27 protein-coding genes and 3 tRNA genes are annotated in these 26,620 nt (G+C 54.1%); 16 read left to right on the forward strand and 14 right to left on the reverse strand.

Features of this window, described 5'->3' with window-relative positions; translation table 11 throughout:
• Positions 1 to 62 precede the first annotated feature (62 nt).
• Both L370_RS12115 and L370_RS12110 read right to left on the reverse strand, forming a co-directional pair.
• A complete protein-coding gene (locus L370_RS12115; RefSeq protein WP_023334414.1) occupies positions 63 to 536 on the reverse strand; it encodes a threonine/serine exporter in 474 nt (157 codons plus the stop codon).
• On the reverse strand, positions 527 to 1,303 hold the full coding sequence (locus tag L370_RS12110; protein ID WP_023334415.1) for a threonine/serine exporter family protein: 777 nt from the start codon (positions 1,301 to 1,303) through the stop codon (positions 527 to 529). Before L370_RS12110 ends, L370_RS12115 begins: the two co-directional genes overlap by 10 nt.
• Positions 1,304 to 1,712: 409 nt before the next feature.
• Between L370_RS12110 and L370_RS12105 the strand changes: the two genes are divergently transcribed.
• Positions 1,713 to 2,450 (forward strand): helix-turn-helix transcriptional regulator, encoded by a 738-nt coding sequence (locus L370_RS12105; RefSeq protein WP_023334416.1) that lies wholly within the window; start codon positions 1,713 to 1,715, stop codon positions 2,448 to 2,450.
• A complete protein-coding gene (gene bglJ / locus L370_RS12100; RefSeq protein ID WP_032666564.1) occupies positions 2,447 to 3,082 on the forward strand; it encodes a DNA-binding transcriptional activator BglJ in 636 nt (211 codons plus the stop codon). Before L370_RS12105 ends, bglJ begins: the two co-directional genes overlap by 4 nt.
• Positions 3,083 to 3,120: 38 nt before the next feature.
• Here bglJ and L370_RS12095 read toward each other — a convergent pair whose 3' ends face one another.
• Entirely contained in the window at positions 3,121 to 3,579 is a 459-nt protein-coding gene (locus tag L370_RS12095) for a YbaK/EbsC family protein (protein WP_008502085.1), read from the reverse strand.
• A 328-nt stretch (positions 3,580 to 3,907) separates the two neighbouring features.
• On the opposite strand from L370_RS12095, the gene L370_RS12090 reads away from it, so the two are divergent.
• Positions 3,908 to 5,254, forward strand: a complete 1,347-nt coding sequence (locus L370_RS12090) for a PTS sugar transporter subunit IIC (RefSeq protein ID WP_023334418.1) — start codon at positions 3,908 to 3,910, stop codon at positions 5,252 to 5,254.
• Positions 5,255 to 5,394: 140 nt separating this feature from the next.
• Here the strand turns inward: L370_RS12090 and fhuF are convergent, their stop codons facing one another.
• Complete coding sequence (gene fhuF / locus L370_RS12085) at positions 5,395 to 6,183, reverse strand: siderophore-iron reductase FhuF (RefSeq protein ID WP_023334419.1); 789 nt, start codon at positions 6,181 to 6,183, stop codon at positions 5,395 to 5,397.
• Between the two features lie 95 nt (positions 6,184 to 6,278).
• Complete coding sequence (locus L370_RS12080) at positions 6,279 to 7,343, reverse strand: GGDEF domain-containing protein (RefSeq protein WP_023334420.1); 1,065 nt, start codon at positions 7,341 to 7,343, stop codon at positions 6,279 to 6,281.
• Between the two features lie 214 nt (positions 7,344 to 7,557).
• Between L370_RS12080 and L370_RS12075 the strand changes: the two genes are divergently transcribed.
• The gene (locus tag L370_RS12075; RefSeq protein WP_032666565.1) at positions 7,558 to 7,827 is read left to right on the forward strand and encodes a DUF1435 domain-containing protein; all 270 of its coding nucleotides are present in this window, start codon (positions 7,558 to 7,560) and stop codon (positions 7,825 to 7,827) included.
• Between the two features lie 41 nt (positions 7,828 to 7,868).
• Here the strand turns inward: L370_RS12075 and L370_RS12070 are convergent.
• From L370_RS12070 to rsmC, 4 genes are all read right to left on the reverse strand, one after another.
• A tRNA-Leu gene (locus tag L370_RS12070) sits at positions 7,869 to 7,954 on the reverse strand.
• 33 nt (positions 7,955 to 7,987) lie between these two features.
• Positions 7,988 to 8,074 (reverse strand) — tRNA-Leu (locus tag L370_RS12065).
• Between the two features lie 33 nt (positions 8,075 to 8,107).
• Positions 8,108 to 8,194, reverse strand: a tRNA-Leu gene (locus tag L370_RS12060).
• A gap of 174 nt (positions 8,195 to 8,368) precedes the next feature.
• Complete coding sequence (gene rsmC, locus L370_RS12055) at positions 8,369 to 9,397, reverse strand: 16S rRNA (guanine(1207)-N(2))-methyltransferase RsmC (protein ID WP_023334422.1); 1,029 nt, start codon at positions 9,395 to 9,397, stop codon at positions 8,369 to 8,371.
• 102 nt (positions 9,398 to 9,499) lie between these two features.
• On the opposite strand from rsmC, the gene L370_RS12050 reads away from it, so the two are divergent.
• The 8 genes from L370_RS12050 to L370_RS12015 all read left to right on the forward strand — a co-directional run bounded on the left by L370_RS12050 (position 9,500) and on the right by L370_RS12015 (position 15,862).
• Positions 9,500 to 9,913, forward strand: coding sequence for a DNA polymerase III subunit psi (locus L370_RS12050; protein WP_023334423.1), 414 nt, complete (start codon positions 9,500 to 9,502; stop codon positions 9,911 to 9,913).
• On the forward strand, positions 9,882 to 10,325 hold the full coding sequence (rimI, locus tag L370_RS12045) for a ribosomal protein S18-alanine N-acetyltransferase (RefSeq protein WP_023334424.1): 444 nt from the start codon (positions 9,882 to 9,884) through the stop codon (positions 10,323 to 10,325). Before L370_RS12050 ends, rimI begins: the two co-directional genes overlap by 32 nt.
• A 20-nt stretch (positions 10,326 to 10,345) precedes the next feature.
• The gene (yjjG, locus tag L370_RS12040; protein WP_023334425.1) at positions 10,346 to 11,023 is read left to right on the forward strand and encodes a pyrimidine 5'-nucleotidase; all 678 of its coding nucleotides are present in this window, start codon (positions 10,346 to 10,348) and stop codon (positions 11,021 to 11,023) included.
• Between the two features lie 91 nt (positions 11,024 to 11,114).
• Positions 11,115 to 12,704, forward strand: coding sequence for a peptide chain release factor 3 (gene prfC, locus L370_RS12035; RefSeq protein ID WP_023334426.1), 1,590 nt, complete (start codon positions 11,115 to 11,117; stop codon positions 12,702 to 12,704).
• A 299-nt stretch (positions 12,705 to 13,003) separates the two neighbouring features.
• Complete coding sequence (osmY, locus tag L370_RS12030) at positions 13,004 to 13,621, forward strand: molecular chaperone OsmY (protein ID WP_023334427.1); 618 nt, start codon at positions 13,004 to 13,006, stop codon at positions 13,619 to 13,621.
• A 127-nt stretch (positions 13,622 to 13,748) separates the two neighbouring features.
• The gene (locus tag L370_RS12025; RefSeq protein WP_003856556.1) at positions 13,749 to 13,910 is read left to right on the forward strand and encodes a DUF1328 domain-containing protein; all 162 of its coding nucleotides are present in this window, start codon (positions 13,749 to 13,751) and stop codon (positions 13,908 to 13,910) included.
• Between the two features lie 120 nt (positions 13,911 to 14,030).
• Positions 14,031 to 15,083: a patatin-like phospholipase family protein gene (locus L370_RS12020; RefSeq protein WP_008502074.1), complete on the forward strand. Its 1,053-nt coding sequence runs from the start codon at positions 14,031 to 14,033 to the stop codon at positions 15,081 to 15,083.
• Positions 15,080 to 15,862, forward strand: a complete 783-nt coding sequence (locus L370_RS12015) for a TatD family hydrolase (RefSeq protein WP_023334428.1) — start codon at positions 15,080 to 15,082, stop codon at positions 15,860 to 15,862. Before L370_RS12020 ends, L370_RS12015 begins: the two co-directional genes overlap by 4 nt.
• Here the strand turns inward: L370_RS12015 and L370_RS12010 are convergent.
• Together L370_RS12010 and L370_RS12005 are read right to left on the reverse strand one after the other, a co-directional pair.
• Entirely contained in the window at positions 15,857 to 16,717 is an 861-nt protein-coding gene (locus tag L370_RS12010; protein WP_023334429.1) for a YjjW family glycine radical enzyme activase, read from the reverse strand. The two genes, L370_RS12015 and L370_RS12010, sit on opposite strands and share 6 nt — an antisense overlap.
• Positions 16,692 to 18,239, reverse strand: coding sequence for a YjjI family glycine radical enzyme (locus L370_RS12005; protein WP_023334430.1), 1,548 nt, complete (start codon positions 18,237 to 18,239; stop codon positions 16,692 to 16,694). The genes L370_RS12010 and L370_RS12005 overlap by 26 nt, the downstream gene beginning before the upstream one ends.
• Before the next feature lie 262 nt (positions 18,240 to 18,501).
• Between L370_RS12005 and deoC the strand changes: the two genes are divergently transcribed.
• From deoC to deoD, 4 genes are all read left to right on the forward strand, one after another.
• Positions 18,502 to 19,281, forward strand: coding sequence for a deoxyribose-phosphate aldolase (deoC, locus tag L370_RS12000; protein ID WP_023334431.1), 780 nt, complete (start codon positions 18,502 to 18,504; stop codon positions 19,279 to 19,281).
• Between the two features lie 106 nt (positions 19,282 to 19,387).
• On the forward strand, positions 19,388 to 20,710 hold the full coding sequence (gene deoA, locus L370_RS11995) for a thymidine phosphorylase (RefSeq protein ID WP_023334432.1): 1,323 nt from the start codon (positions 19,388 to 19,390) through the stop codon (positions 20,708 to 20,710).
• 52 nt (positions 20,711 to 20,762) lie between these two features.
• Positions 20,763 to 21,986, forward strand: a complete 1,224-nt coding sequence (gene deoB, locus L370_RS11990) for a phosphopentomutase (protein ID WP_023334433.1) — start codon at positions 20,763 to 20,765, stop codon at positions 21,984 to 21,986.
• 104 nt (positions 21,987 to 22,090) lie between these two features.
• Positions 22,091 to 22,813 (forward strand): purine-nucleoside phosphorylase, encoded by a 723-nt coding sequence (gene deoD / locus L370_RS11985; protein WP_010427122.1) that lies wholly within the window; start codon positions 22,091 to 22,093, stop codon positions 22,811 to 22,813.
• A gap of 45 nt (positions 22,814 to 22,858) precedes the next feature.
• On the opposite strand, the gene L370_RS11980 is transcribed toward deoD, so the two are convergent.
• From L370_RS11980 to L370_RS11970, 3 genes are read right to left on the reverse strand one after another with little or no spacing between them, the layout of a single operon-like run.
• Entirely contained in the window at positions 22,859 to 23,428 is a 570-nt protein-coding gene (locus tag L370_RS11980) for a DUF1120 domain-containing protein (protein WP_023334434.1), read from the reverse strand.
• Positions 23,425 to 25,839 carry a fimbrial biogenesis usher protein gene (locus L370_RS11975; RefSeq protein WP_023334435.1) on the reverse strand — a complete coding sequence of 805 codons (2,415 nt, stop codon included), beginning with the start codon at positions 25,837 to 25,839 and terminating at the stop codon, positions 23,425 to 23,427. The genes L370_RS11980 and L370_RS11975 overlap by 4 nt, the downstream gene beginning before the upstream one ends.
• A 25-nt stretch (positions 25,840 to 25,864) precedes the next feature.
• On the reverse strand, positions 25,865 to 26,566 hold the full coding sequence (locus L370_RS11970) for a fimbria/pilus chaperone family protein (RefSeq protein ID WP_023334436.1): 702 nt from the start codon (positions 26,564 to 26,566) through the stop codon (positions 25,865 to 25,867).
• Positions 26,567 to 26,620: the final 54 nt, after the last annotated feature.

Genomic DNA, 26,620 nt, shown 5'->3' on the forward strand with positions numbered 1-26,620 from the left:
TTCCTTATTTTCACCAAACGGACCAGAAGGATTATCTCCATGGCAGCGAAATAACACAAATATCAAACGCGTGGGCGTTTGCGGTACAGCCACAGTCCGGGGATCGACAGCCCGATAGAGAGTGCACCGACGATGGACGACGCCTTAAGAAAGTTGCTCAGGAGGAGGATCATCTGAGGCTCGGTGTAGCCAAAATGGCTGATTTTCACCGCGGAAATCATCGCCGTATACGCAGATATGCCCGGAAACATCGGGATTACGGCGGCGACGGTGAACACTTTGGGATGCGCCAGATACCAGCGCGACCACTGGATGCCGATACTGCCGACCAGCATGGACGCCATGAATGTTGACCATTCGATGTTAAAACCCGCGGTCATCATCATCATTCGCGAGCCATGGCCAATCGCGCCCAGCAGCGCACACCACGGCAGCGCGCGTTGCGGAACGTTAAATACCATCGCAAAGCCGACGGCAGGAATGGCGGCCAGAAGCATGTCCTGCGCCAGCGCCAGCAGAAAATCTATTACGCCCATCCGCGTAACCCCCAGAGTGTCATAGCCATAACCACGCCGATGCAGGTCGCCAGCGTCAGCAGGCTGGCGATAGCCCAGCGCGCCAGACCGGTATTGATGTGTCCTTTAAACATATCGGCGACGGCGTTGATCAACGGAAAGCCCGGGACCAGCAGAAGCACGCTGGCGGCCATGGCAATCGTCGGGGTGTTAGCAAACTGCGGCAGGCGCAGAAGCAGACCGGAAACCGTAGTGGCGACAAACGCGGTAATGCAGAAGTTAATTTGCGGATGCAGCTGCCGGTGCGTCAGCAGCTGGCGAACATACATGGCGATGCTGCTGGCAAAAAAGGTGACGATGGCACCGTCCCAGCCGCCTTTATTGAGCTTACAAAAGCAGGCGCACGACAGCCCTACCATCAACACGACAAGCCAGCGCGGATAACGTAACGGCTTAATTTGGTTGAACCGTTTTTCAATTTCATGGAGATCGAGAAGCTTGTGTTCAGCAAGGATCACGATGTGCTGCACTTCGGTCACGACGTGCATGTTAATGCCGCGGTCATGGTTTTTGCGGGTGGAGGTCAGGCACTGACCGTCTTTGATCGTGGTCAGCACAATGGCGTTGGATGAGATCGCGCTTTCCACGCTATCCATACCCAGCGCCACACCCAGCCGGGTGGAAAGCTCCTCAACCAGCGCGCTTTCCGCGCCGTGCTGGAGCAGAAAAAGACCGCACTGAATACATAGCCGCGTGATAGCACGCTGCGTTGACCGATCTGCCTGCATGTATTGTCCTGAAGAAGATGGAAAGTTGCCGGTTGGCCGATAGTGATTACTTTTAGCACAAAGTGCAGTGCCTCTTGCTGTGGGCCAGATCAAGGTTTATGCAAACAGTCCCACCCGTATCGCGAAAGGGACGTTGACTTAATTTATCAATGTGGTGAATTATTAATATGAAAATATAGAATATTTGTATTTAGTTATTCTAATTTTATATTGTCGTTATTTTAATGGCTCCGCAATTAAACTTATTTGCGCTTTATGAGATATTACGGCTGTTTTAGGCATTTCTTAAACAAAGAACATATCTCATCTTCTGCTTGTATTAATCAGTTTTACACTCAGGGACGAAAATACTCATACATTGATGCGTTTTAATGTTACTCATCAAATGAAAAATGGACACGGAGGGTCTATGTTGTCATTGCATGGTAAGCACGGCGTTGTCATTAGCCGGATACCCGTGATGCAAAACGGGTTAGGGGGCGTGATGGCATGCCATTTCCCGGATTTTGAATTGACCTATTGCCGCTCACTGCAGGAGTTAACGCTGCTCCAGTTACGCCGCGCAGACGTCATTATTGCTGATATTTCAGGCGAATACCGAAATCCCCGGGGCACCCTCGAAGAGTACTATGGTTTATTGAATCAATATCGGGACATTCACTGGATTTTTTTAGTCTCGCGGCCGCTTTACCCTATTGCGGTTGAGTTACTTATGCGCCCGGAAAGTACCTTGCTGTCTGATATGGAGCCTATTGAAGGCGTGGTTAACGCTATTCGGGCAGGGAGCGAGCGGGCAGAGCGAATAAGCCAGACGTTGTTAACCCCGGAACCTCAAAGTACGGAGGATGAAAACGAACACGTTATCGAGCTCACGCACTCCGAACGTAAGGTCCTGCGTCTGTTAGGTAAAGGATGGGGGATTAACCAAATCGCCACATTGCTCAAGAAGAGCAATAAAACCATTAGTGCGCAGAAAAACAGTGCTATGCGACGGCTGTCATTACGCAGTAATGCCGATATGTACGCCTGGATCAACAGTACGCAGGGAATGAGAGAGCTGAGTTTGATGTCAGCCTATGGAGAGTTCGAGGAATGGAAAAAACCGATTCAACAAGACATATCGCCATCGTCGAAAATTGCACGATGAGTGCTGTTGGGCTACAGCATCTTTTTGCGCTGCCCGGCCTGAATCATTATCAGCTGCATCTGTTTAGCGAATTTGACAGCTTTAAGAAAGCACTTCAGCACGTCAATTTTTTCTCGCTAATCTATTCACTTTCCGATGCGCGAGAAGAACGTCGTAACTGTCTGGCACACCTGCGGGATCTCGCATTTTCGCATGGTCATATCCAGCGCATTATCCTGGTCGCTGATGAGACGGAAGCACGGTTAATTAGCCACCTTTCGCCGTCACGCCTTCACGGTGTGGTCAGTAAATCGCTGATGCTTGAGCACCTGCAGCAGGAACTCATGGTGTTGTTGAGTGAAACGGTGCGCATCAATGACAATATGATGAATCACTGGTACCGGAGTCAAAACAGAATGTTAAGCCCAACGGAACGGGCAATATTGCGTTATATGTCTTGCGGCTATTCAATTCCTCAAATTGCGGCGCAGCTTGAACGTAATATTAAGACCATCCGGGCGCATAAGTTTAATGCGATGGTGAAGCTGGGGGTGAATTCTGACGTCGGGTTGCTCGATGCGGCGGATATTATTACTCACCTTCCGGCAAGAGAACCGCGAATTTTGGCACTCAGCAAGCCGACCTTTTTATAACCTGTCCGTTGCGCGCCAGACAGGTTCTGGCGCATCAATCAGATGCAAACATCAACCCACTTTGCAGAAGTCAGCTCTGCCATTCTGTCAGGTGAAATACGCACGGCACTATGAATTGCTCCTGCGGCGGGCAGGACTTCGGCGTACTGCTTTAATGAAATATCGCAGTAAACCGCGAGCGGGTTTTCCAGCCCGAACGGGCACACGCCGCCTACGGGATGACCGGTGATGGTCACCACTTCATCACTGCTGAGCATGCGCGCTTTCGCACCAAACGTGTCTTTCAGCTTTTTGTTATCCAGACGCGCATCGCCTTTCGCTACCACCAGAATCACCTCATTTTTCACCTTTAAAGACAAGGTCTTGGCGATTTGTCCCGGTTCAACACGATGGGCGGCAGCAGCCAACGCAACGGTAGCGGTACTCTGGCTAAGTTCAATTACGTCGATATCCGGCGCGTTGTCGGCAAAAAACTGCTGTACAGACTGCAAACTCATTGTTTCCTCCTGACAAATATCCTGCGTAATCTGTCATAAGAATTTATGCTGTGTAAATATCTCTTACGTAACAAATATCCCGAACGGCTGATTTCTGGATCCTCTTCACAATCACAGAAACCGGTTACAGTAACCGGTTGCAGACCGTGTTGCGTCGATTAATACTGAGTACGTAACGTCCCCTGTATCCAATAATAAGAGCAAATTATGAAACCATTTCGTCTGAGCAGTACCACTGGTACACAAGCCAGCAAGGTTGTGAAGTTGATTAATGGAACCACGTGCGGCGCGAAAGTGCCCGTAACAAACGTCTGACAGGAGATCTGCCATGTCTGCCAACCATGCTGCGTTTAACCTGATATTCCGTTTCGTTGAAAATTACGTGAGCCCAATTGCCGGGCGGATCTCTTCCCAGCGTCACGTCATGGCTATTCGTGATGGGTTCATCTCCGCGATGCCATTTATGATTGTGGGTTCATTTTTATTAGTGTTCGCTTACCCACCTTTTTCGCCTGATACCACCTGGGGTTTCGCCCGCGCCTGGCTGGATATGGCGAAGCAGTTTGAAGGCCAGATCCTGACGCCGTTTGATATGACGATGGGCATTATGTCCATTTATATCTGTGCGGCCATTGCCTATAACCTTGGCAAACACTATGTCAAATCGCACCAGCTAGATCCGTTCATGTGCGCCATGCTGTCGCTGATGGCGTTTCTGCTGGTTGCGGCACCGAAAACCAAAGGCTCGCTTCCCGTCGACAGCCTGGGTGGAACGGGGATTTTTACCGCGATTCTGGTGGCGATCTACTGCGTTGAGATGATGCGTTTCCTCAAGGCGCATAACATCGGTATTCGCCTGCCAGACCAGGTTCCTCCGATGATCAAAAACTCTTTTGATCTGCTGATCCCGGTGCTGGTGGTGGTGTTGACGCTCTATCCGCTGAGCCTGGTCATTCAGTCTCAGTTTGGCATGCTGATCCCACAGGCCATTATGTCGGTCTTTAAACCGCTGGTTTCCGCAGCGGATTCCCTGCCTGCGATCCTGCTGGCCGTGTTGATTGGCCATCTGCTGTGGTTCGCCGGGATCCACGGCGCCGCCATCGTCTCAGGGATGCTGCAGATGTTCTGGCTGACTAACCTTGGCGCTAACCAGACCGCGCTGGCCGCCAGCCAGCCTCTGCCGCATATCTTTATGGAAGCGTTCTGGACGTTCTTTATCGTGATTGGCGGGTCGGGCGCCACGATGGGGCTGGTGATTTGTTATCTGCGTAGCCGTTCAGCGCATTTACGTTCTATCGGGCGTTTGAGCGTGGTCCCCAGCTTCTTTAATATCAACGAACCCGTCATTTTCGGTACGCCGATTGTGATGAACCCGGTGTTCTTTATTCCGTTCCTGCTGGCACCGATGGTAAATGCCGTGCTGGCCTGGGCGGCGATGACGTTTGACCTGATTGGCCGCGTCATCTCTGTGGTCCCCTGGACGGCACCGGCGCCGATAGGCGCAGCGTGGGCTCTGGGCTGGGATTTCCGCGCGGCTATTCTGGTTGTGGTTCTGGCCTGCGTATCGGCAATCATCTACTACCCGTTCTTCAAAGTGTACGAGAAGCAGCTGCTGGAGCAGGAAGCGGAAGAAGCGCAGCGTAACGCGGAAGAGGACAATCAGCAGGTGGCCTAGGTAAAACCAAAACGGCAACGCATGTTGCCGTTTTTAGTGTTTGTTCCCTCTTACTGTGGGAGAGGGTCAGGGTGAAGGCATCAGGCCGGGCCTGTTTTTGTAGGCCCGGTAAGCGAAGCGCCACCGGGCAATTCATTGCATTACTTCAGCGTGCAATCCCCGCACTGCTTAACGTCCGGCAGGCGGTAGCGCTGGCAGCAGGTGCGGCGAACCAGAAGCCCATCACGGAGCACGACGGTACGGAATAACGGGTTGTCACGGCCATCGGAAAGCTGTTTTGCAAAGAAACAGGACTGACGCAGGGCGTCAACGTTCTCATCACCGAGAAGGGGCTTCATTTCCGTTAAATACCAGTGGAGTAAATAGCCCGTATTGCTCCAGATAAGCTTCCCATTAATCTCTCCCGTCGCTTCAAGCGCGTCCACGACCGGGATCAGGGCCTGCGTGATAAGCCGCTCCATACGTTCCTGAGCCGTCAGGCGTTCCGCGCTCTGGTCTTCGTGAAGATCGATCCAGAAGCAGGCTGCACGCCCGGTTTCGTGAAACTCGACGTGGAAATTATCCGGCGAGAGTTCCAGCATGCTCTTTTGCGTTAACAGCGCCAGCATGAGAGGAGGCACCATCAGCCCGATATACCACTGTGCCCAGAGTGAGAGCAGAGGTTTATTTTCCCGCGTAAGGGTAGGCTGATTGCGATAGATATGGTCAGAGTAGGTGGCCAGCAGCGATCGCAGTTTTGCCGGCTGTCGCCACTCTGAGAGCGTCATGGCATGGTTCGGGTGCGCTTCATCAAGCCGGATAAAGTCCAGCAGGTGGGCGCGCGTCTCCGCAATCTTATCCCGTATGGCATCCGCAAGCGAAGCATCCCCGCTGGTGAGGGGCGCTCGCCAGAGTAAGGGTTCGACGATGTGTGCGGTATGCGTGGCCATAGTATAGATAGAAATCTAAATGATAATGATTGCCAATCCTAACTATTGCTCATACCAATGGCAAGACTTTTGTCCTGGTGACATCGTCGTATTGTTTACGCCGTCTGAAGCTCTTCACTCAACAGAATGTTATTACGCCCCATATGCTTTGCTTCGTAGAGGGCTTTGTCCGCTTTTTCCAGCGCGCCTTCCACATCTTCATCCTCGAAAATGGCAATACCAATGCTGATGGTGACGTTTGTCGCGACGCTCTCGTTAAACAGATGCGGGATTTTCAAATCGTAGACTTTCTGGCGGATCCGCTCGGCCGTCAGGCGAGCATGTTCGAGTGAAATATTGGTCAGCAGCACCATAAACTCTTCCCCGCCAAAACGCGCCACAATATCGCGAGAACGCACGGCGTCGCGGATGGCCGCAGAGACGCGTTTCAATGCCTGGTCGCCCATCATATGGCCGTAATGGTCGTTATAGGCTTTAAAGTGGTCGATATCCATCAGCAGGACAAAGTGCTCGCCATTTTCTACCGTCGGCAGGTTCTCCAGACGGCTTTGCAGACCGCGACGATTATAAAGCCCGGTAAGCGGGTCCATCATGCTGAGATCGGTCAGGGTTTCTCGCTCTTCCAGCAGGCGAGAGAGCAATTCCTGAGCGAAACGATCGTTACGTCTTTGCAAAATGTTATGAATAGCGATTGCCACCACAGGAAGTGCGAAAGAATAGGTCATTCGCAGCCATATATCGTGATCGCCTAGCCACAGGCAGACAATAAAGGTGGGCAATGAGTGCAGCGTAAATGCTTTGATATTACTGGCGAATGCCAGCGTTCCGATAAAAAGCACCGTTAATAGGGCGATTAACAAATATGTCGCATGGTCGTGGGTAATTAAGGCGAATTTCGACACGATTTGCCACGCCCATAAAATACCGAAGATCCCTGAAACGGCAGGAATATTTATCTTCCGCGCGCGCTTTCTCCAGTGCCAGACGAACAGGCCGGTACTGATGGAGAAAATAGCAATAAGTGGGGCAGATAACAGGCGTACAGAATTGAGCGGATTTGTTACCGAGAACACTGCCGAGGTTGCGTTCAGAAATAAAAATAAACGTAACGACAATTGATATTTTCTGTGAACCAAAGACCGCCAGGATTGTGATGTCATAGTCGTGCGTTTTATTAAAATTTAATTAAAACAAATAAGTAGGTGCTGTTTCGCAATAAAACATGCAAAAAACTCAAAGAGTAATTATCAGAAAATCTTTAGATGTTGTTAACAGGTGTGCAATTTATCACCTTAGGCAATTCCTGTCATTACGGGAAAGGTAAAGGTCGATGGATTTTGATTCATTCAGCTGACAAATGATAATCTCTGTCATATGATATTGGTTATCATTATCGTTGTGAGAGGGCAGATCATGTTGAACAAGGCGCTGGGAAGTGGTTGGGGGGTATTGCTACCGGGAGCCATTCTCGGCGTGTTGATGTTTGCCGATCTCTCCCTTGATACCTGGAAAACGATCATTGTGTCAGGACTGTTAGTCACGTCAGGCATGATCTGGCATAAGCAGCTGCGCCACTTTGTTTTACTGCCATCCTGTGTAGCACTGGTCAGTGGAATTCTGGTGATACTGATGAGCTTGAAATAACACGGAAAATAAGAGGAACTTCAGAAGGGATGCAAGATAATTGGTGCGAGGGGGGGGACTCGAACCCCCACATCCTAAGGACACTAACACCTGAAGCTAGCGCGTCTACCAATTCCGCCACCTTCGCACAGTCATCTTACTATTGTTGATATCGCCTCGTTGGTGCGAGGGGGGGGACTCGAACCCCCACATCCGTAAGGACACTAACACCTGAAGCTAGCGCGTCTACCAATTCCGCCACCTTCGCCCAGTCATCTTACTATTGTTGATATCGCCTCGTTGGTGCGAGGGGGGGGACTCGAACCCCCACATCCGTAAGGACACTAACACCTGAAGCTAGCGCGTCTACCAATTCCGCCACCTTCGCATACCATCGATACTGTAAAAGTATCGTAACCACGGAGGCGCATTCTAGATGTTTTCAGCTTTACGTCAACAGAAAAGTGCGCGCCTTTTATTGATTGCTGCAAAAATGGCCGGAACGGGGACGCCTGCTTGCCGGATGGCGCTGGTGCTTACCCGGCAAGCATTGCATGGCGAATTATTTCTTCGCCTGACGCGTCATTACGGTACGGTAGACCTTAAAGCGGCCGGTCTGGGCGATCACTTCATGGAAACCGAAGGTTTCGTCCAGCACTTTCGGATACGCCAGGAAGGCGTTCGCAACGATACGCAGCTCGCCGCCGCTGTTGAGGTGACGGGTTGCGCCACGGATCAGCGTTTGCGCGGCTTCCAGGCTGGTCTCCATGCCGTCGTGGAACGGCGGGTTGGAGATGATCATGTCGAAGCGACCGGTGACGTCAGAGAAGACGTTGCTGGCGATCACCTCGCCTTCAATGCCGTTTGCAGCAAGCGTTGCGCGGCTGGCTTCTACCGCCGGGGCGCTGACATCACACAAGGTTAAGCGCACTTTTGGTGAATGGCTGGCGAGCACGGTAGAGAGCACGCCCGCGCCGCAGCCCACGTCCAGCACTTTGCCTTTGGTGTGCGGCGTCAGGGTGGAGAGCAGCAGCTTGCTGCCCGTATCCAGCGCGTCACGGCTGAACACGCCCGGCAGGGTTTTGATGGTCAGGCCGTCAAGCTGGTACTCGTCCCAGTAAGCCTGTGCATCAAACGTTGTCTGTTTTTCCAGACGGCCATGGTACAGACCACAGCGGCGAGCGCTGTCGACTTTATTCAGCGGCGCGTAGCCTTCCAGCATCTGTTCAGCGCTACGCACGCCGCTGCGGTTCTCACCCACCACGAAAATATCGCAGCCGACCGGCAGCAGGGAGAGCAGGTTCATCAGCTGGAACTGGGCTTCCGGTTTGTTCTTCGGCCAGTAGTAAATCAGCGTATCGCAGTCGGCGATATCGCTCTGCTCCGCCACCAGGCTAAAGCGCGCGCGCTCGCCCATCTGGCGGCTCAGCACCTGCCAGTGGTGGTAGTATTGGGTGTGGGCACGGCTTTCAGCACAGTCGAAACGCGCAGGCAGGTCATCCTGCATATCTCCGGCAAACAGAATACGGCTTTCTTCGAAATCATCACTGTGACGCAGCAAGACTTCACTTGCCGGGGTAAATGCAGACATGAATTGTTCCTCAATAAACTCAGGCGGGGATTATAGTAGGTAGATGGCGCACTTTCGACACATTTGCTATATTTGCGCGCCTGAGAGACAGGAGTTTTCCCTATGACATCCCGACGAGACTGGCAGTTGCAGCAGCTGGGCATTACCCAGTGGGCTTTGCGTCGCCCGACGGCGTTGCAGGGCGAAATCGCCATTTCCATCCCAGCGCACGTACGCCTGGTGATGGTGGCGGAAGAACTGCCTGCCCTGAATGAACCCCTGATCGATGATGTCCTTCGCAGCCTGAAGATGACGGCCGACCAGGTTTTACAGCTGACGCCAGAGCGTGTCGCGATGCTTCCTCCTGATAGCCGCTGTAACAGCTGGCGTATCGGAGAGACAAACGAGATCCCCCTCCAGGGGAGCCAGATCTCCACGCCAGCGCTGGACGAACTGAAAGCCAACCCAAAAGCGCGCAGCGCGCTATGGCAACAAATCTGCGAATATGAACACGATTTCTTCCCTCACGACGCCTGACCTGACCACCGCGTTTGCGATTGAAACACGCGCCCACGCCTTTCCGTGGAGCGAAAAAACCTTCGCCAGCAATCAGGGCGAACGGTATCTGAACTACCGCCTGGACGTTGACGGCACCATGGCCGCCTTCGCAATCACGCAGGTTGTTCTTGATGAAGCGACGCTGTTTAATATCGCGGTTGATCCCGCGTTCCAGCGCCGTGGGCTGGGAAGAGAACTGCTCGAGCACCTAATCCGTGAGCTCGAAACCCGTGACGTTTTCACCCTGTGGCTGGAGGTGCGCGCGTCGAATGTCGCCGCCATCGCGCTCTATGAAAGCTTAGGCTTTAACGAGGCGACAATCCGCCGTAACTACTACCCCACCGCAGAGGGACGTGAAGACGCCATCATAATGGCTCTGCCGATTGGATAATAAAAAATAAGGTTGTAACGATGAAATGGGACTGGATTTTCTTTGATGCCGACGAAACGCTGTTTACGTTCGATTCGTTCGGCGGCCTGCAGCGGATGTTTCTCGACTATAGCGTGACCTTCACCGCTGAAGATTTTCAGGACTATCAGGCGGTAAACAAGCCGCTGTGGGTGGATTACCAGAACGGTGCCATTACCGCGTTACAGCTTCAGCACCAGCGTTTTGACGTCTGGGCGGAACGCTTAAAGGTCAGTCCGGGGACGCTGAACGAGGCGTTCCTGAACGCGATGGCCGATATCTGTGCGCCACTGCCGGGTGCGGTTTCCCTGCTGAATGCGTTGAAAGGCAAGGTGAAACTGGGGATCATCACCAACGGTTTTACCGCCCTGCAGCAGATCCGCCTCGAGCGCACCGGCCTGCGCGATCATTTCGACGCGCTGGTGATCTCCGAAGAGGTGGGTGTACCTAAACCGGATCCGCGTATTTTCGATTATGCGCTGGCGCAGGCCGGTAATCCTGACCGCGATCGCGTCCTGATGGTGGGTGATACGGCAGAGTCAGATATCCTGGGCGGCATGAATGCCGGTCTGTCGACCGTCTGGCTCAACGCGCATGGCCGCGTGAAGCCTGAAGGCATCGAGCCGACCTGGACCGTAACGTCGTTGAACGAACTGGAGCAACTCCTGTGTAAACAATGATTGCCTGCCCCCCGTTGATGGGTAAAATAGCCGCAATTTTGTATTCCATGATGCGTGGCGTGCTGCCGCGCTTATAAAAGAAGATTTAATTATGACGTTGTCTCCTTATCTGCAAGAGGTGGCCAAGCGCCGCACTTTTGCCATTATCTCGCACCCGGATGCCGGTAAAACGACCATCACCGAGAAGGTGTTGCTGTTCGGACAGGCGATCCAGACTGCGGGTACCGTTAAAGGCCGTGGCTCCAGCCAGCATGCAAAATCTGACTGGATGGAGATGGAAAAGCAGCGTGGTATTTCGATTACCACCTCCGTGATGCAGTTCCCGTATCACGACTGCCTGGTGAACCTGCTGGACACCCCGGGCCACGAAGACTTCTCCGAAGATACCTACCGTACCCTGACGGCGGTGGACTGCTGTCTGATGGTGATCGACGCCGCGAAAGGTGTAGAAGACAGGACCCGTAAGCTGATGGAAGTTACCCGTCTGCGCGATACGCCGATCCTCACCTTTATGAACAAACTCGACCGCGACATCCGTGACCCGATGGAAGTGATGGACGAAGTGGAAAGCGAGCTGAAGATCGCCTGTGCGCCCATCACCTGGCCCATTGGCTGCGGTAAGCTGTTCAAAGGGGTGTATCACCTCTATAAAGACGAAACCTATCTGTATCAGACCGGTAAAGGCCACACCATTCAGGACGTTCGCGTGGTGAAAGGCCTGGATAACCCTGAGCTGGACGTGGCAGTCGGCGAAGAGCTGGCCGCGCAGCTGCGCGACGAGCTGGAGCTGGTGAAGGGCGCATCTCACGAGTTCGATAAAGAGCTGTTCCTGAGCGGTGAAATCACCCCGGTCTTCTTCGGTACCGCGCTGGGTAACTTCGGCGTTGACCACATGCTGGACGGTCTGGTGGAGTGGGCGCCGCGCCCGATGCCGCGTAAAACCGACACCCGTGAAGTGGAAGCAAAAGAAGAGAAATTCACCGGATTCGTCTTCAAAATTCAGGCCAACATGGACCCGAAACACCGCGACCGCGTGGCCTTTATGCGCGTGGTGTCCGGTAAGTATGAAAAGGGCATGAAGCTGCGCCAGGTGCGTACCGGTAAAGACGTGGTGATTTCCGACGCGCTGACCTTTATGGCGGGCGACCGTTCGCACGTTGAAGAGGCGTATCCGGGCGACATCATCGGTCTGCACAACCACGGTACGATTCAGATCGGCGATACCTTCACCCAGGGCGAAATGATGAAGTTCACCGGTATTCCGAACTTCGCACCGGAGCTGTTCCGTCGTATCCGTCTGCGCGACCCGCTGAAGCAGAAACAGCTGCTGAAAGGCCTGGTTCAGCTCTCCGAGGAGGGCGCCGTGCAGGTGTTCCGCCCAATCGCGAACAACGACCTGATCGTTGGTGCGGTCGGTGTGCTGCAGTTCGACGTGGTTGTTGCCCGTCTGAAGAGCGAGTACAACGTGGAAGCGATTTACGAATCTGTAAACGTCGCGACCGCGCGCTGGGTTGAGTGTTCTGACGTGAAGAAATTCGAAGAATTTAAGCGTAAGAACGAAATTCAGCTGGCGCTGGATGGCGGCGATAACCTGACCTATATCGCACCAACCATGGTGAACCTGAACCTGACGCAGGAACGTTATCCTGACGTTCAGTTCCGTAAAACCCGCGAGCACTAATCCCCTCTCAGAGCACGGCTGCCGCCGTGCTCTTCTTTAATTCCTGTCTTATTAATCCCTTGCGGAATGTTCTTAATTCAACGCAATTTCACGCTATTCGCGCGTTTTTTACCCAATTCTGAAAGCGGCTCTGTGAGAGTGATCTATATTTAACTCAGTGTTTAACACCGGGCGTGGATAAATTAACTGTTCAATGCATGACTTTAGGTTATCCATTTTGCCCGTGTGTTTATTCGCAATATATAAAACTACTAAGGAAGTATGTAGCCCGAATAACGGGTCAACACAGGAATAGATCGATGAATATGACAAGACTGAAGATTTCGAAAACTCTGCTGGCTGTAACCCTGGGTAGCGTTCTGGTGAGCGGTTCTGCTCTGGCGGAAAGCAGCACCATGGATAAAGCACAGTCCACGGCCGATAGCGCAGGGCAAAAAATCGATAGCTCTATGAATAAAGTCGGCAACTTCATGGATGACAGCTCAATCACAGCAAAAGTGAAAGCCGCACTGGTGGATGATGAATCCATCAAAAGTACCGATATTTCCGTTAAGACCGACAAGAAAGTGGTCACGCTGAGCGGCTTTGTGGAAAGCCAGGCTCAGGCCGAACAGGCGGTGAAAGTGGCGAAGGGCGTCGAAGGTGTTGCCTCCGTCAGCGATAAGCTGCACGTACGTGACGCCAAAAACGCGTCGGTGAAAGGTTATGCCGGTGATGCCGCTACTACCAGCGAAATCAAAGCTAAACTTTTAGCAGATGACATCGTGCCATCCCGCAAGGTGAAAGTGGAAACCACCGATGGTGTGGTTCAGCTCTCCGGTACGGTAGATTCGCAGGCGCAAAGTGAACGCGCCGAGTCCATCGCGAAAGCGATTGACGGTGTGAAAAGCGTTAAAAACGATCTGAAAACGAAGTAAATCTGGACCATTCGCCCGTCTGGGTAACACCTGCGGGCGAAATAAGAACGACTCTGGAAGAACGCCGGTGAGTGACCTGAGCGCTCACGTTTAGCGGCCGACATTAACTATGGTAAAGGAGAAGCTTATGTTTCGTTGGGGCATTATATTTCTGGTTATCGCGTTAATTGCCGCCGCATTGGGCTTTGGTGGACTGGCAGGTACAGCGGCATGGGCAGCTAAAATTGTCTTCGTTGTGGGTATTATTCTGTTCCTGGTCAGCCTGTTTACGGGTCGCAGACGTCCGTAGCAAACGCAATATTCCTTCAACAAAATAAAGCCAGTCACTGCGACTGGCTTTTTCTTATTTGCGTAACAGGCCGGGTGCGTTACTGTGGTGTTATAAAATAATCAAAACAGGAAAGCAGAGGTGGGGCAACGAATTCCCGTTACGCTCGGCAATATTGCGCCGCTGACGTTAAAGCCGTTTCGCGCAGGTCAACTCGCGCTGGTCTGCGAAGGTGGAGGACAGCGCGGCATTTTCACCGCCGGCGTGCTGGATGAATTTATGCGCGCGCAGTTCAACCCGTTTGATCTTTACTTCGGCACCTCTGCCGGGGCGCAGAACCTCTCTGCCTATGTCTGTAACCAGCCCGGCTACGCGCGAAAGGTCATTATGCGCTACACCACGGCGAAAGAATTTTTTAACCCGGTGCGCTTTGTGCGCGGCGGCAACCTGATCGATCTCGACTGGCTGCTGGAGTCGACCTCCAGCCAGATGCCGCTTGCCATGGATACCGCTGCCCGTCTGTTTGATAGCGGCAAAGAGTTCTGGATGTGTGCCAGCCGGGGCGATGATTATTCGCCGGGCTATTTTTCTCCTCAGAAGGAGAACTGGCTGGACATCATCCGCGCCTCCAGCGCGATCCCCGGCTTTTATCGTACCGGCGCCCTGCTGGACGGCATTAGCTATCTGGACGGGGGGATCAGTGACGCGGTGCCGGTGCAGGAAGCCGCCCGGCGCGGGGCGAAAACCATTGTGGTGATCCGTACCGTGCCGTCGCAAATGTATTACACCCCGCAGTGGTTTAAGCGGATGGAGCGCTGGTTGGGCGATAGCAGCCTGCAGCCGCTGGTGAATATCGCGAAGCAGCATGAAACCACCTACGGTGCGATGCAGCGCTTCATTGAAAAACCGCCGGGCAAGTTGCGTATTTTTGAAATCTATCCGCCTAAGCCGCTGCTGAGCATGGCGCTGGGCAGCCGCGTTCCTGCGCTGCGCATGGATTACAAAACGGGGCGGCTGTGCGGACGCTATTTCCTGGCGACGGTGGGGAAAATGCTGGCGGAGCAACCGCCGCTTCATCGACATAAACGCATTATTACGCCGCCTGCGATTGTTGCCAACGACGCCCTGACGGTGCCGCTGGTGGATATTCCGCAGGCAAATGACGCTTTACTGGATAACGAGGATCTGGCGTGACGCTCCGCTTTGTTGATACCCACTGTCACTTTGATTTCCCGCCGTTTACGGGAGATGAAGCGCAAAGTATTGCGAAAGCGGCCGAGGCAGGCGTTCAGGCCATCATTGTGCCGTCAGTGGAAGCGGCCTATTTTTCCCGGGTGCTGGATCTTTCCATGCGGCACCCCGCGCTCTATGCCGCGCTCGGCCTGCATCCGATTGTGATTGAGCGGCATCTTGATGAGCACATTGAGAGGCTTGATGAGACAGTGCAGACCGCAGGAGACAAACTTGTCGCCATCGGTGAGATCGGCCTCGATCTTTATCGCGAGGATCCGCAGTTTGAGCGCCAGCAGACGATCCTCGACGCGCAGCTCAGGCTGGCGAAGCGCCACGATCTGCCGGTGATCCTCCACTCAAGACGTACGCACGATAAGCTGGCGATGCACCTGAAACGCATCGATCTGCCTCGCAGGGGCGTAGTGCACGGTTTCTCCGGTAGCCTGCAGCAGGCGCAGCGTTTTATTGAGCTGGGCTATAAAATCGGCGTCGGGGGCACCATCACCTATCCGCGCGCCAGTAAAACCCGGGACGTGATGGCCCAGCTGCCGCTGTCGGCGCTTCTGCTGGAAACCGATGCCCCCGATATGCCGCTGAATGGTTTTCAGGGCCAGCCGAATCGCCCGGAACAGGCGGCGCGCGTGTTTACCACCTTGTGTGAACTGCGACAGGAGCCTGAAGAGGTGATTGCCGGTGCGCTGCTTGAAAACACCCGTTCGGTATTTGGCATCACGCTATAGGTAAAGCGCCGGACGAATCACCGTTATCTTCTGTTTTTCCAGCGCCTGCGCCAGCGGTTCAACGTCCTCGGGCGTGGCGTTGCGCCATGACGCCGCCTCACCGTAGACGCCATGCGCATGAAACGCGTTGATGCGCACCGGCACATTTCCAAGCCCGTGGATAAAGGCCGTTAGCGGCTTGAGATGTGCCAGGTAATCACATTGCTCTGGGATGACCAATAAGCGGAGTTCCGTCAAACGGTGACGATCTGCCAGCCAGCGGATGCTCTGCTTAATCTGCGGGTTTTCGCGCCCGGTCAGGAAGCGGTGATGCTCGTTCCCCCACGCCTTGAGATCCAGCATCGCGCCATCCAGTACCGGCAGCAGCTTTTGCCAGCCGGTTTCGCTTAACATACCGTTGCTGTCTACCAGACAGGTCAGGTGACGCAGGGCAGGATCGGCTTTGATCGCTGAGAATAGCGTCACTAAAAACGGCAGCTGCGTTGTGGCTTCGCCGCCGCTCACGGTGATCCCTTCGATAAACGGTGCGGATTTGCGGACCTGAGTGAGGATCTCGTCCAGGCTGAAGCGGTGCGCCATAGGCGTTGCCTGCTGCCGGCACAGGTGCAGGCAGGTGTCGCACTGCTGGCAGTCACTCTCCTGCCACCAGACGCGTCCGGCCTGAATCGTCAGCGCGTCGTGCGGGCAGTGGGGCACACAGTCCCCGCAGTCGTTGCAGCGGCCGATCGTCCACGGGTTGTGGCAGGTTTTACAGCGCAGGTTGCAGCCCTGCAGGAACAGCGCCAGGCGGCTGCCCGGCCCGTCCACGCAGGAAAAAGGAATGACCTGACTAACTAAAGCGCATCTGCTGTTCATGGCTAACCACGCGCGGCTGACGTTCGAGAATACGGGTATTGCGCGCGGCCTCTTCGCCCAGCCACGTGGTATTGGTGCGCGATCCGGCTTCCCGGTATTTTTCCAGATCCGATAGTCGCACCATATAACCGGTCACGCGGACCAGATCGTTACCCGCTACGTTGGCGGTAAATTCACGCATTCCCGCCCTGAACGCGCCCAGGCAAAGCTGAACCACCGCCTGCGGGTTGCGTTTAACCGTCTCCTCCAGGGTGAGAATATCGCTGATTCCGGAGTGATAATGTCTGTGGTGCGGTGCAACGGCCAGCAGATGGCTGATGGGATCCGGCTCGTCGCCGTAGGGCAGACGTGCGCCCGGCGTGGTGCCCGAATCGGAGCTGATCCCCGACTGCGCGTGCAGCATCGCGCGGTGCTTCCAGCCGTGCTTCACCGGCGTGTTTTCCACAAACGCCGCTAGCTGTTCGCTGATGCGATAGCCCAGCGCGTTGGCCTGCTCATCTTTGCCGTAACGCCCTGCAATGCCTGCTTTCTCACAGAGCACGTTTACCGCTTCCGCCAGGCCGTAAATGCCAAACATCGGCACAAACCGATCGGCATCAATCAGCCCCTCTTTTACCAGGAAGCTATTCTCAAAGAAGCCAGACTGCCCGTACAGAAAATCGCAGCGCGCATCGATGATGGCAATTTGCTGCTGGCAGTAGTGCGGTAGCGCGCGGGTGAAGAAGTCGTCAACCGATGCGCTGTGTTCGGCAATAGCCTTTAGGTTAAGGCGCACCAGCGTACTGCCACCGCCCGCCAGTGGCAGGGAGTTGTAACAACTCACCACGCCGTAACGGCCTTTTGTGAAAATTTTATCATTCATCGGGCCATTAGAAATATGCGGTTTGCTGCATTCACATATATTTTTTGCCACCTCGAGCAGCAGGTCGTCCGGGGTGATATCGGGATCGTAGATAAAGGTCAGATTCGGTGCGACCTGCTTCAGCTCTGCATCGGCACGCAAAATGGCGCGTGTGACGGGCGTATCCGCCGGGCCGATATTGGCGTGCATAAACGCATCCGGCAGCGTACGGTCGAGATAGCGCCAGAAACGTTTTATTCGGCTATCGATCTCTTCTTGTGTTAGAATTCTAACATATGGAGTTAAGATCGCATCAAGCTGACCGAGATAGACCGGCATCGATGTGACGGACGGAACATGATGGTAGAGGATGGTTAACAGAGAGAGGGCGTCGTCGAGATCTTTCGCCCCTTCCAGCTCCAGCCATTCTGAACCGTTAGCCAGAAATTTTGCGTAATCCGGCAGAACGTAACGGGGTTTGTAGGGCGCATGGCCTTCGAACATGTCGCAGATAAACCCTTCGTCCAGCGCGGCTCGCGCGGCCTCAGGAAGTGCCGGATAAGGCAGGTTGTTTTCCGCTTCCAGCGCCAGAAAATGACGTTTTTGTTCCGGGGTTAACACCGGGCTTGTCACAATGTGCTGGCAACGTTGTTGCAGGGCGTCGGGGCTGGAGTGGGGCATATTCGCTTCCTTGAGTGTTCTGCGGATGATGAACGGATTGTAGGAAGCCAGCCTGTCGGGGCTTTTGATCCGACAGGGGGTATCGCTGCTTTAGTCGACAATTTACGCGCTAAAGTTTGAAGAAGATCTCATTACAGTAATGCAAATTTGTACGCAGTTTTCATTAACTGTGATGAATGTCGAAGTGTGGATGCGGGTGAATGTTAGAATACTCACAGACCCGCAAGGTAAAATTTATACGGCACTGCCGTTGGAGAATGTTATGACCGATTTAACTGCAAGCAGCCTGCGCGCGTTGAAGCTGATGGATCTGACCACCCTGAACGATGACGATACCAATGAAAAAGTCATCGCCCTGTGCCATCAGGCGAAAACGCCGGTGGGTAACACCGCAGCCATCTGTATCTACCCGCGCTTTATCCCGATTGCCCGTAAGACGCTGCAAGAGCAGGGTACGCCGGACGTGCGCATTGCTACCGTAACTAACTTCCCGCATGGCAACGATGATATCGAGATTGCGCTGGCAGAAACCCGCGCGGCGATTGCCTACGGCGCAGACGAAGTTGACGTGGTATTCCCGTACCGCGCGCTGATCGCCGGCAACGAGCAGGTCGGTTTTGATCTGGTGAAAGCCTGTAAAGACGCGTGTGCGGCGGCAAACGTGCTGCTGAAAGTGATCATCGAAACCGGCGAGCTGAAAGAAGAGGCGCTGATTCGTAAGGCGTCTGAAATCTCCATCAAAGCCGGTGCCGATTTCATCAAAACCTCTACCGGTAAAGTGCCGGTGAATGCGACCCCAGAAAGCGCGCGCATCATGATGGAAGTTATCCGCGATATGGGCGTGTCCAAAACCGTTGGTTTCAAACCCGCGGGCGGCGTGCGTACCGCCGAAGACGCGCAGCAGTTCCTGGCGATTGCCGACGAGCTGTTTGGTGCCGACTGGGCCGATTCCCGTCACTACCGCTTCGGCGCGTCCAGCCTGCTGGCCAGCCTGCTGAAAGCGCTGGGCCACGGCGACGGTAAGAGCGCAAGCAGCTACTAAGTTTGAATTGCCGGGTGGCGCTACGCTTACCCGGCCTACCGGATCGTAGGGCGGGTAAGCGTAGCGCCACCCGCCACAACTCCCCCGATTCCGCATGGAGGTTACCGTGTTTCTCGCACAAGAAATTATTCGTAAAAAACGTGATGGTCATGCATTAAGCGATGAAGAGATCCGCTTCTTCATCAACGGCATTCGTGATAACACCGTCTCAGAAGGGCAGATTGCGGCTCTGGCGATGACCATCTTCTTCCACGATATGTCGATGCCTGAGCGCGTGTCGCTGACCATGGCGATGCGAGATTCAGGAACCGTTCTGGACTGGAAAAGCCTTAACCTTAACGGCCCAATTGTGGACAAACACTCCACCGGCGGCGTAGGCGACGTGACGTCTCTGATGCTCGGCCCAATGGTGGCGGCCTGTGGCGGTTACATCCCGATGATCTCCGGGCGCGGCCTTGGGCACACAGGCGGTACGCTCGACAAACTGGAAGCCATTCCGGGCTTCGATATCTTCCCGGATGACAACCGCTTCCGCGACATTATTAAAGACGTTGGTGTGGCGATTATCGGCCAGACAAGCTCTCTTGCTCCGGCAGACAAACGTTTTTACGCAACCCGCGATATTACCGCGACCGTTGACTCCATCCCGCTGATCACCGCCTCTATCCTGGCGAAGAAGCTGGCAGAAGGGCTGGACGCGCTGGTGATGGACGTGAAGGTCGGTAGCGGCGCGTTTATGCCGACCTATGAGCTTTCTGCTGCGCTGGCCGAAGCGATCGTTGGCGTCTCCAACGGCGCGGGCGTGCGCACCACCGCACTGCTCACCGACATGAACCAGGTGCTGGCGTCCAGCGCCGGTAACGCGGTTGAAGTGCGTGAAGCGGTACAGTTCCTCACCGGTGAATACCGTAACCCGCGTCTGTTCGACGTCACCATGGCGCTGTGCGTTGAGATGCTGATCTCCGGCAAGCTGGCCAAAGACGATGCTGAAGCGCGCGCGAAACTGCAGGCGGTGCTGGACAACGGCAAAGCGGCGGAAATCTTCGGCCGTATGGTCGCGGCGCAGAAAGGCCCGACCGATTTCGTCGAGAACTACGCGAAATACCTGCCAACCGCGACGCTCAGCAAAGCGGTGTATGCCGATAGCGAAGGTTTCGTTTCTGCAATGGACACCCGTGCGCTGGGTATGGCGGTGGTCTCGATGGGCGGCGGCCGTCGTCAGGCATCGGACACCATTGATTACAGCGTCGGCTTTACCGATATGGCCCGTCTGGGCGACAGCGTTGACGGTCAACGTCCGCTGGCGGTGATCCACGCCAAAGACGAAGCCAGCTGGCAGGACGCGGCGAAAGCGGTGAAAGCAGCCATTACGCTTGACGATAAAGCGCCGGAAACCACACCGACTGTCTATCGCCGTATCACCGAATAGCGGTATACTGATCTGATCAATCATTTTTAAGCACTACGTACGGAGAACAATTATGAAACGTGCATTTATTATGGTGCTGGACTCATTCGGCATCGGCGCAACCGAAGATGCAGAACGTTTTGGTGACGTGGGTTCCGATACCATGGGTCACATCGCGGAAGCCTGTGCGAAAGGCGAAGCGGACAACGGTCGTAAAGGCCCTCTGACTCTACCTAACCTGACCCGCCTCGGTCTGGTGAAAGCGCATGAAGGCTCTACCGGTAAAATCGCAGCCGGTATGGACGGCAACGCGGAAGTCGTGGGTGCCTACGGCTGGGCGCACGAGCTCTCTTCCGGTAAAGATACCCCGTCTGGCCACTGGGAAATCGCCGGTGTGCCGGTGCTGTTCGACTGGGGTTATTTCTCCGATCATGAGAACAGCTTCCCGCAGGAGCTGCTGGACAAGCTGGTGAAGCGTGCCAACCTGCCGGGCTACCTCGGTAACTGTCACTCTTCCGGTACCGTGATTCTGGACGAGCTCGGCGAAGAGCACATGAAAACCGGCAAGCCGATTTTCTACACCTCCGCTGACTCCGTTTTCCAGATTGCCTGCCACGAAGAGACCTACGGCCTGGATAAACTCTACGAGCTGTGCGAAATCGCCCGTGAAGAACTGACCGAAGGCGGCTACAACATCGGCCGCGTGATCGCTCGTCCGTTTATCGGCGACAAAGCGGGTAACTTCCAGCGTACCGGTAACCGTCACGACCTGGCCGTTGAGCCACCGGCGCCAACCGTGCTGCAGAAGCTGGTTGAAGAGAAAGACGGCCACGTGGTGTCCGTGGGTAAAATCGCGGATATCTACGCCAACTGCGGCATCACCAAAAAAGTGAAAGCCACCGGTCTGGATGCGCTGTTCGATGCCACCATCAAAGAGATGAAAGAAGCGGGCGACAAGACCATTGTCTTCACCAACTTCGTGGACTTCGACTCCTCCTGGGGCCACCGTCGCGACGTCGCAGGCTATGCGGCCGGTCTGGAGCTGTTCGACCGCCGTCTGCCGGAGCTGATGGAGCTGGTGGGTGAAGATGACATTCTGATCCTGACCGCGGACCACGGCTGCGACCCAACCTGGACCGGTACCGACCACACCCGTGAGCACATTCCGGTGCTGGTGTACGGCCCGAAAGTGAAGCCGGGCTCGCTCGGTCACCGTGAAACCTTCGCGGACATCGGCCAGACTATCGCGAAATACTTTGGTACGTCTGACATGGAATATGGCAAGGCTATGTTCTGAGGTCATTGCCGGGTGGCGGCTGCGCCTTACCCGGCCTACAAAACCGTAGGCCCGGATCGCTGCGCGCCACCGGGCAAAAAAACTCAAATGAAAAGGAACTGAAGATGGCAACTCCTCACATTAATGCAGAAATGGGTGATTTCGCTGACGTCGTATTGATGCCGGGCGACCCGCTGCGCGCGAAGCACATTGCTGAAACCTTCCTGGAAGACGTGCGTGAAGTGAACAACGTTCGCGGCATGCTGGGCTTCACCGGTACCTACAAAGGTCGCAAAATCTCTGTGATGGGCCACGGTATGGGTATCCCATCCTGCTCTATCTACACCAAAGAGCTGATCACCGACTTCGGCGTGAAGAAAATCATCCGCGTGGGCTCCTGCGGCGCGGTGCGCATGGACGTTAAGCTGCGCGACATCGTTATCGGCATGGGTGCCTGTACCGATTCCAAAGTTAACCGCATGCGTTTCAAAGATCATGACTTCGCGGCGATTGCTGACTTCGGCATGGTGCGTGACGCGGTTGACGCTGCAAAAGCGCTGGGCGTTGAAGCACGCGTAGGTAACATCTTCTCTGCTGACCTGTTCTATGCACCAGACGGCGGCGAGATGTTCGACGTGATGGAAAAATACGGCATCCTGGGCGTGGAGATGGAAGCGGCGGGTATCTACGGCGTCGCGGCTGAGTTTGGTGCGAAAGCGCTGACCATTTGCACCGTGTCTGACCACATCCGTACCCACGAGCAGACCACTGCTGCCGAGCGTCAGACCACCTTCAACGACATGATCAAAATCGCGCTGGAATCCGTTCTGTTGGGCGATAAAGAGTAATGTTGCCATTGCCGGACAGCGAACCTGTCCGGCAATGTCCTGCCGCTATTTCGTCAACACTTCCCACGTAAGGTCACTTTCCAGCGTTGTCACATCTGAAGCGTGCGTAAACTGCTGATCGTTTAATACCGGCGTCATTTTCAGCGTAAAGTTCATCTGCTTACCATTCACCTGGGTTTGGTTTTCAACCGCGATAATTCCCTCGTTATTGTGAAGCAGCAGGCTTTCACCGCTATCGCCGTCAGGCGCAAAGTGAGTCCGGTCAATGGTTTTGGCAATATCGTAGTTTTTACCGTCCACCACCATTTGACTCACGCTTACGGCCAGGCCACTACTGTCACCAAAGTAAAAACGCCCTTTTTCGCCTGCCCGAGCCTGGACAAACAGCGCTATTGGCTGGCTTTGCGGACAGTAAACGCTGACGTTAATTTCTCTGGACGGCATCTGATGCCAGCCTTTTTGGGAATTGACAATGTCATCCTGTTTGAATGCACCAAAGCTCACGTTATTGGTAGCAAACGTAAGTTGACATTCTTCGTCTGCCTGCGCCATTTGAGTAAAAAGCGAAGTGCAAACCGTCAGGGCAATCAGTATAGATGTACGTTTGAATGTCATTTGCAGACTCCTTTCGCCGTTTCATAAAAGGCTTCCTTGTCCTGAGTATCGCTTAATTTGTAATCAATTTGACACAGCCGTTGCATATCGTCGTCGACGGCATACAGGGCCGGGCTATCTGACATGTCGGTGACGAACACGCGCCCGCTATCCACTGCGCTCACCAGATAGTTATTCTTCTTGTCGACAATACTGGTGCCTTTCGGCAACCAGGAACCGTCGGCTTGTTTCACTTCCAGCATGACGCGCCGTGTGTTGAGCACTTTAAATTCCAGCTCTTTGAAGGCGGCATGGGCAACGGCGACATTCTTGATACCGTTCGCCAGATCCATGCTTTTCGGTAAGGTGTTAGCGTTCACTTCAATGCGTGATTTTCGCCACTCGGTCAACCCCGGCACCACCGCTTGTCCCCAATAATCGGTCCAGACTCTGCCCTGCGGGGTCGAAATTTCAATGCCGCTTTCAGGCTCGCTCAGACGGGCAATAGCAAACGTGTCCCGAACGTTATAAGGCGTGAACGTCAGGCCGTGCTCGTGGGCGGCAATTCCGCCGCTTAAGGTCGCATTGTAGTTATGCTGATTGTCGCCGCTTGAGCCTGCACCCAGGCTCAACTGGGTATAGTGAAGATTGGTATTCAGGCTGCCGTTGAAAGAGTTTTCATTCGTTTCGTTATCGCGATCGGCAGATATGTAGTAGCTGGTATCCTGGCCGAGAGAACCGTTATTTTGTAAACCGTAGGCGGTTTTATTCCCCTGGTTGCGCATGTAGGCGCCTACACGCTGAGTGCCAAGAGGAATGCTGATGTTGACGTAGAAAAGATCATCATTGCTATAGCTGTTATCGTCGTCCTGCTGATTAACGGCATGTTGCCAGTTCGCATTGATGTTGAAATAGTTAAATGATTTGCCCCAGGAGACGATCATGCTGCGGGAATCGTCGTAGCCATTGGCGGCTTCATAGGCGTAATAACCGACAGAGAACGTGCCCAGCAGGTCATTTCTCCAGTTCAGGTTGCCGCTATAGCTGCTTTGGTAACCGTGGAAATCATCATCCAGCGACTCCGTCAGTTCGCGATAGCCGCTGCTGTATTTCGCGGCGCTCAGGTCAAAACCAACATCACCCGGTAAACCCATGCTGGTTGTTAATTCACTCTTCGCGCCTTGCTGAGCGTCGCCGAAAGACTCCCGGCTGCCCAGGAGCGAACCTGACACCATCATCCCTTCCGCCGGAAGCCACTGAAGCATACCGCCCGCCGCCTGATAGTCTTCTGCTAATACGCCGGAAACGGTGGTGCTCCAGTCCCGGTTAAGACGCCAGCCATTCGTAACGTTAGTGACATACGGTTTATCATAATCAGTGGTCAGTTCACGTACCCGACCCACCGACACCGTCAGCCCGACAGGACGCAAAGTATGCAGATTGAACGACGACGCCGGAAGGGTAAAATGCGTGGTTGAGCCATCGGTTTCAACCACGCTGACATCGAGATCCGCATTGCTGCGAACCACTGGAACGTTATCAAGGGTAAAGGGGCCGGCATTTACTGGCGCGGTATAGATTAGCTGCCCGGCCTGGCGGACTTCCACGCGCGCCTGGTGAGTGTGCGCAATACCGTTAATGGTTACGCCCGGAATATCCTGTTGCAGTTTTTGTTCGGGAATAAACTGCACCCCGTCGATCGCCGGGCCGCTAAAGAGCGATGAGCTGACGTTAATCTGCCCGACCTGGACACGTACTTTTTGTGCCTGGAAAACGTGTTCTGCATAGGTGTAGAGGCTGTCCGAATGATATTGCCCGTCATCATCGGTTAACATATAGCGACTGCGTAGCGTCCATTCCGCGATATTAAGCCCCGCTTCCAGATTTGCCTGGGAATAGGTACTGTTGTCGCCTCCGGAAACGTCATTACGGCTGGAAAACAGATTGTAGTTAAATAACCCGGCGGTACCGCCCTTCATAAAGTTTTGCGGCGTAAGAAAACCGTTGTCCAGCGCTTGCGCAGGAACGAACAGTTCCAGCGATTCGCTATTCGGCATGGGATTTACCACGGCTGAAGGGTAATTAGTGCGCAGGTCGTGACACGGTTCGTTTTTCCCGATGTTGACCGGCATCAGACCCGTTGCGCTAAGAAAATCGTCGTCAACGCAAAGCTGACCATTTTCATTGAAACGAACGGCCAGCGTGCCCTTTTCCTGGCCGTTAATTTTTATCGCAACGGTATGGCTGCCTGGCAGAAACCGCGGCGCATCAGAAAAATAATCGGCAAGGTTCTTACTGATGCCTCTTGACGTCAGAATATCCGTATCAAACGCGACGTCCCTGGCCTGAGCAGGAACAGAGAGAAGCAATGAAACAGCGACTGAGCAATGTAATGCGGCGCGTATGCAAGAAGCAAGATGAATACTTTTCACCAGTTAACTCTCTTTATTATTTTAATTATTGGGTGAGCGGAGCGGTAAAACTGGGCACTTCAACACCGTAGCGGCTTGCCGGATAGAATCGAACCGAGGTATCTCCTGCGAGGCCGTTCTGCATCTGCACATTCAGTGTTTCGCCGGGCAGAATGTAGGTCTTTTTCAGCATGCCTTTGGCGCCTGATGGCAGGAAGTTAACGTTGGGGGACATCCGCACCACGTAAGCTGAAGGGTTCTTCACTTTGACGGCTTTGCCGCGGCCAGACCACTGAAGCAATTTCCAGGCGTCGGTCACCACCGGCAGATTTTTGGGGCGAATCAACACCGGCAAATCCTGGCGCATATTGAAGCCAATCTTCATATTTTTGTCGGTGCGTTTGGGGGGGATGCCTTCGAATATCACGCGCTTAAAGTGCTCAACCGTCAGCGGTTGCTGGCTTTCCATAATAAAGCGCAACTGCTGCTGCTGGCCTGGCTCCACCCGAACGACCGGCTGGGTCACGTTGAGCTTCACGCCGGTATCGTCCGGCAGGTCAACAATGGTGGTATAGAGCAGCGCCGGAAAATTATCGGTATTTTTGACGTTCATGACGCCGCTATGGGTGGATTCGTCAATCACCAGTAAGGTGGTTTCCGGCACCATGCCATCGGCGTGAGCCTGAGAAAAAAGCGTGGCGAATAAAAAGGGTGCGGCAAGCGTAAGTTTGCACAGTGTCTTTGACATCGAGATTAATCCTTTAACCTTAAAAAAACCTCCCCAATCAAGGGGAGGTGCTTC

This window comes from Enterobacter sp. MGH 24, assembly GCF_000493015.1.
Lineage (GTDB): Bacteria > Pseudomonadota > Gammaproteobacteria > Enterobacterales > Enterobacteriaceae > Enterobacter.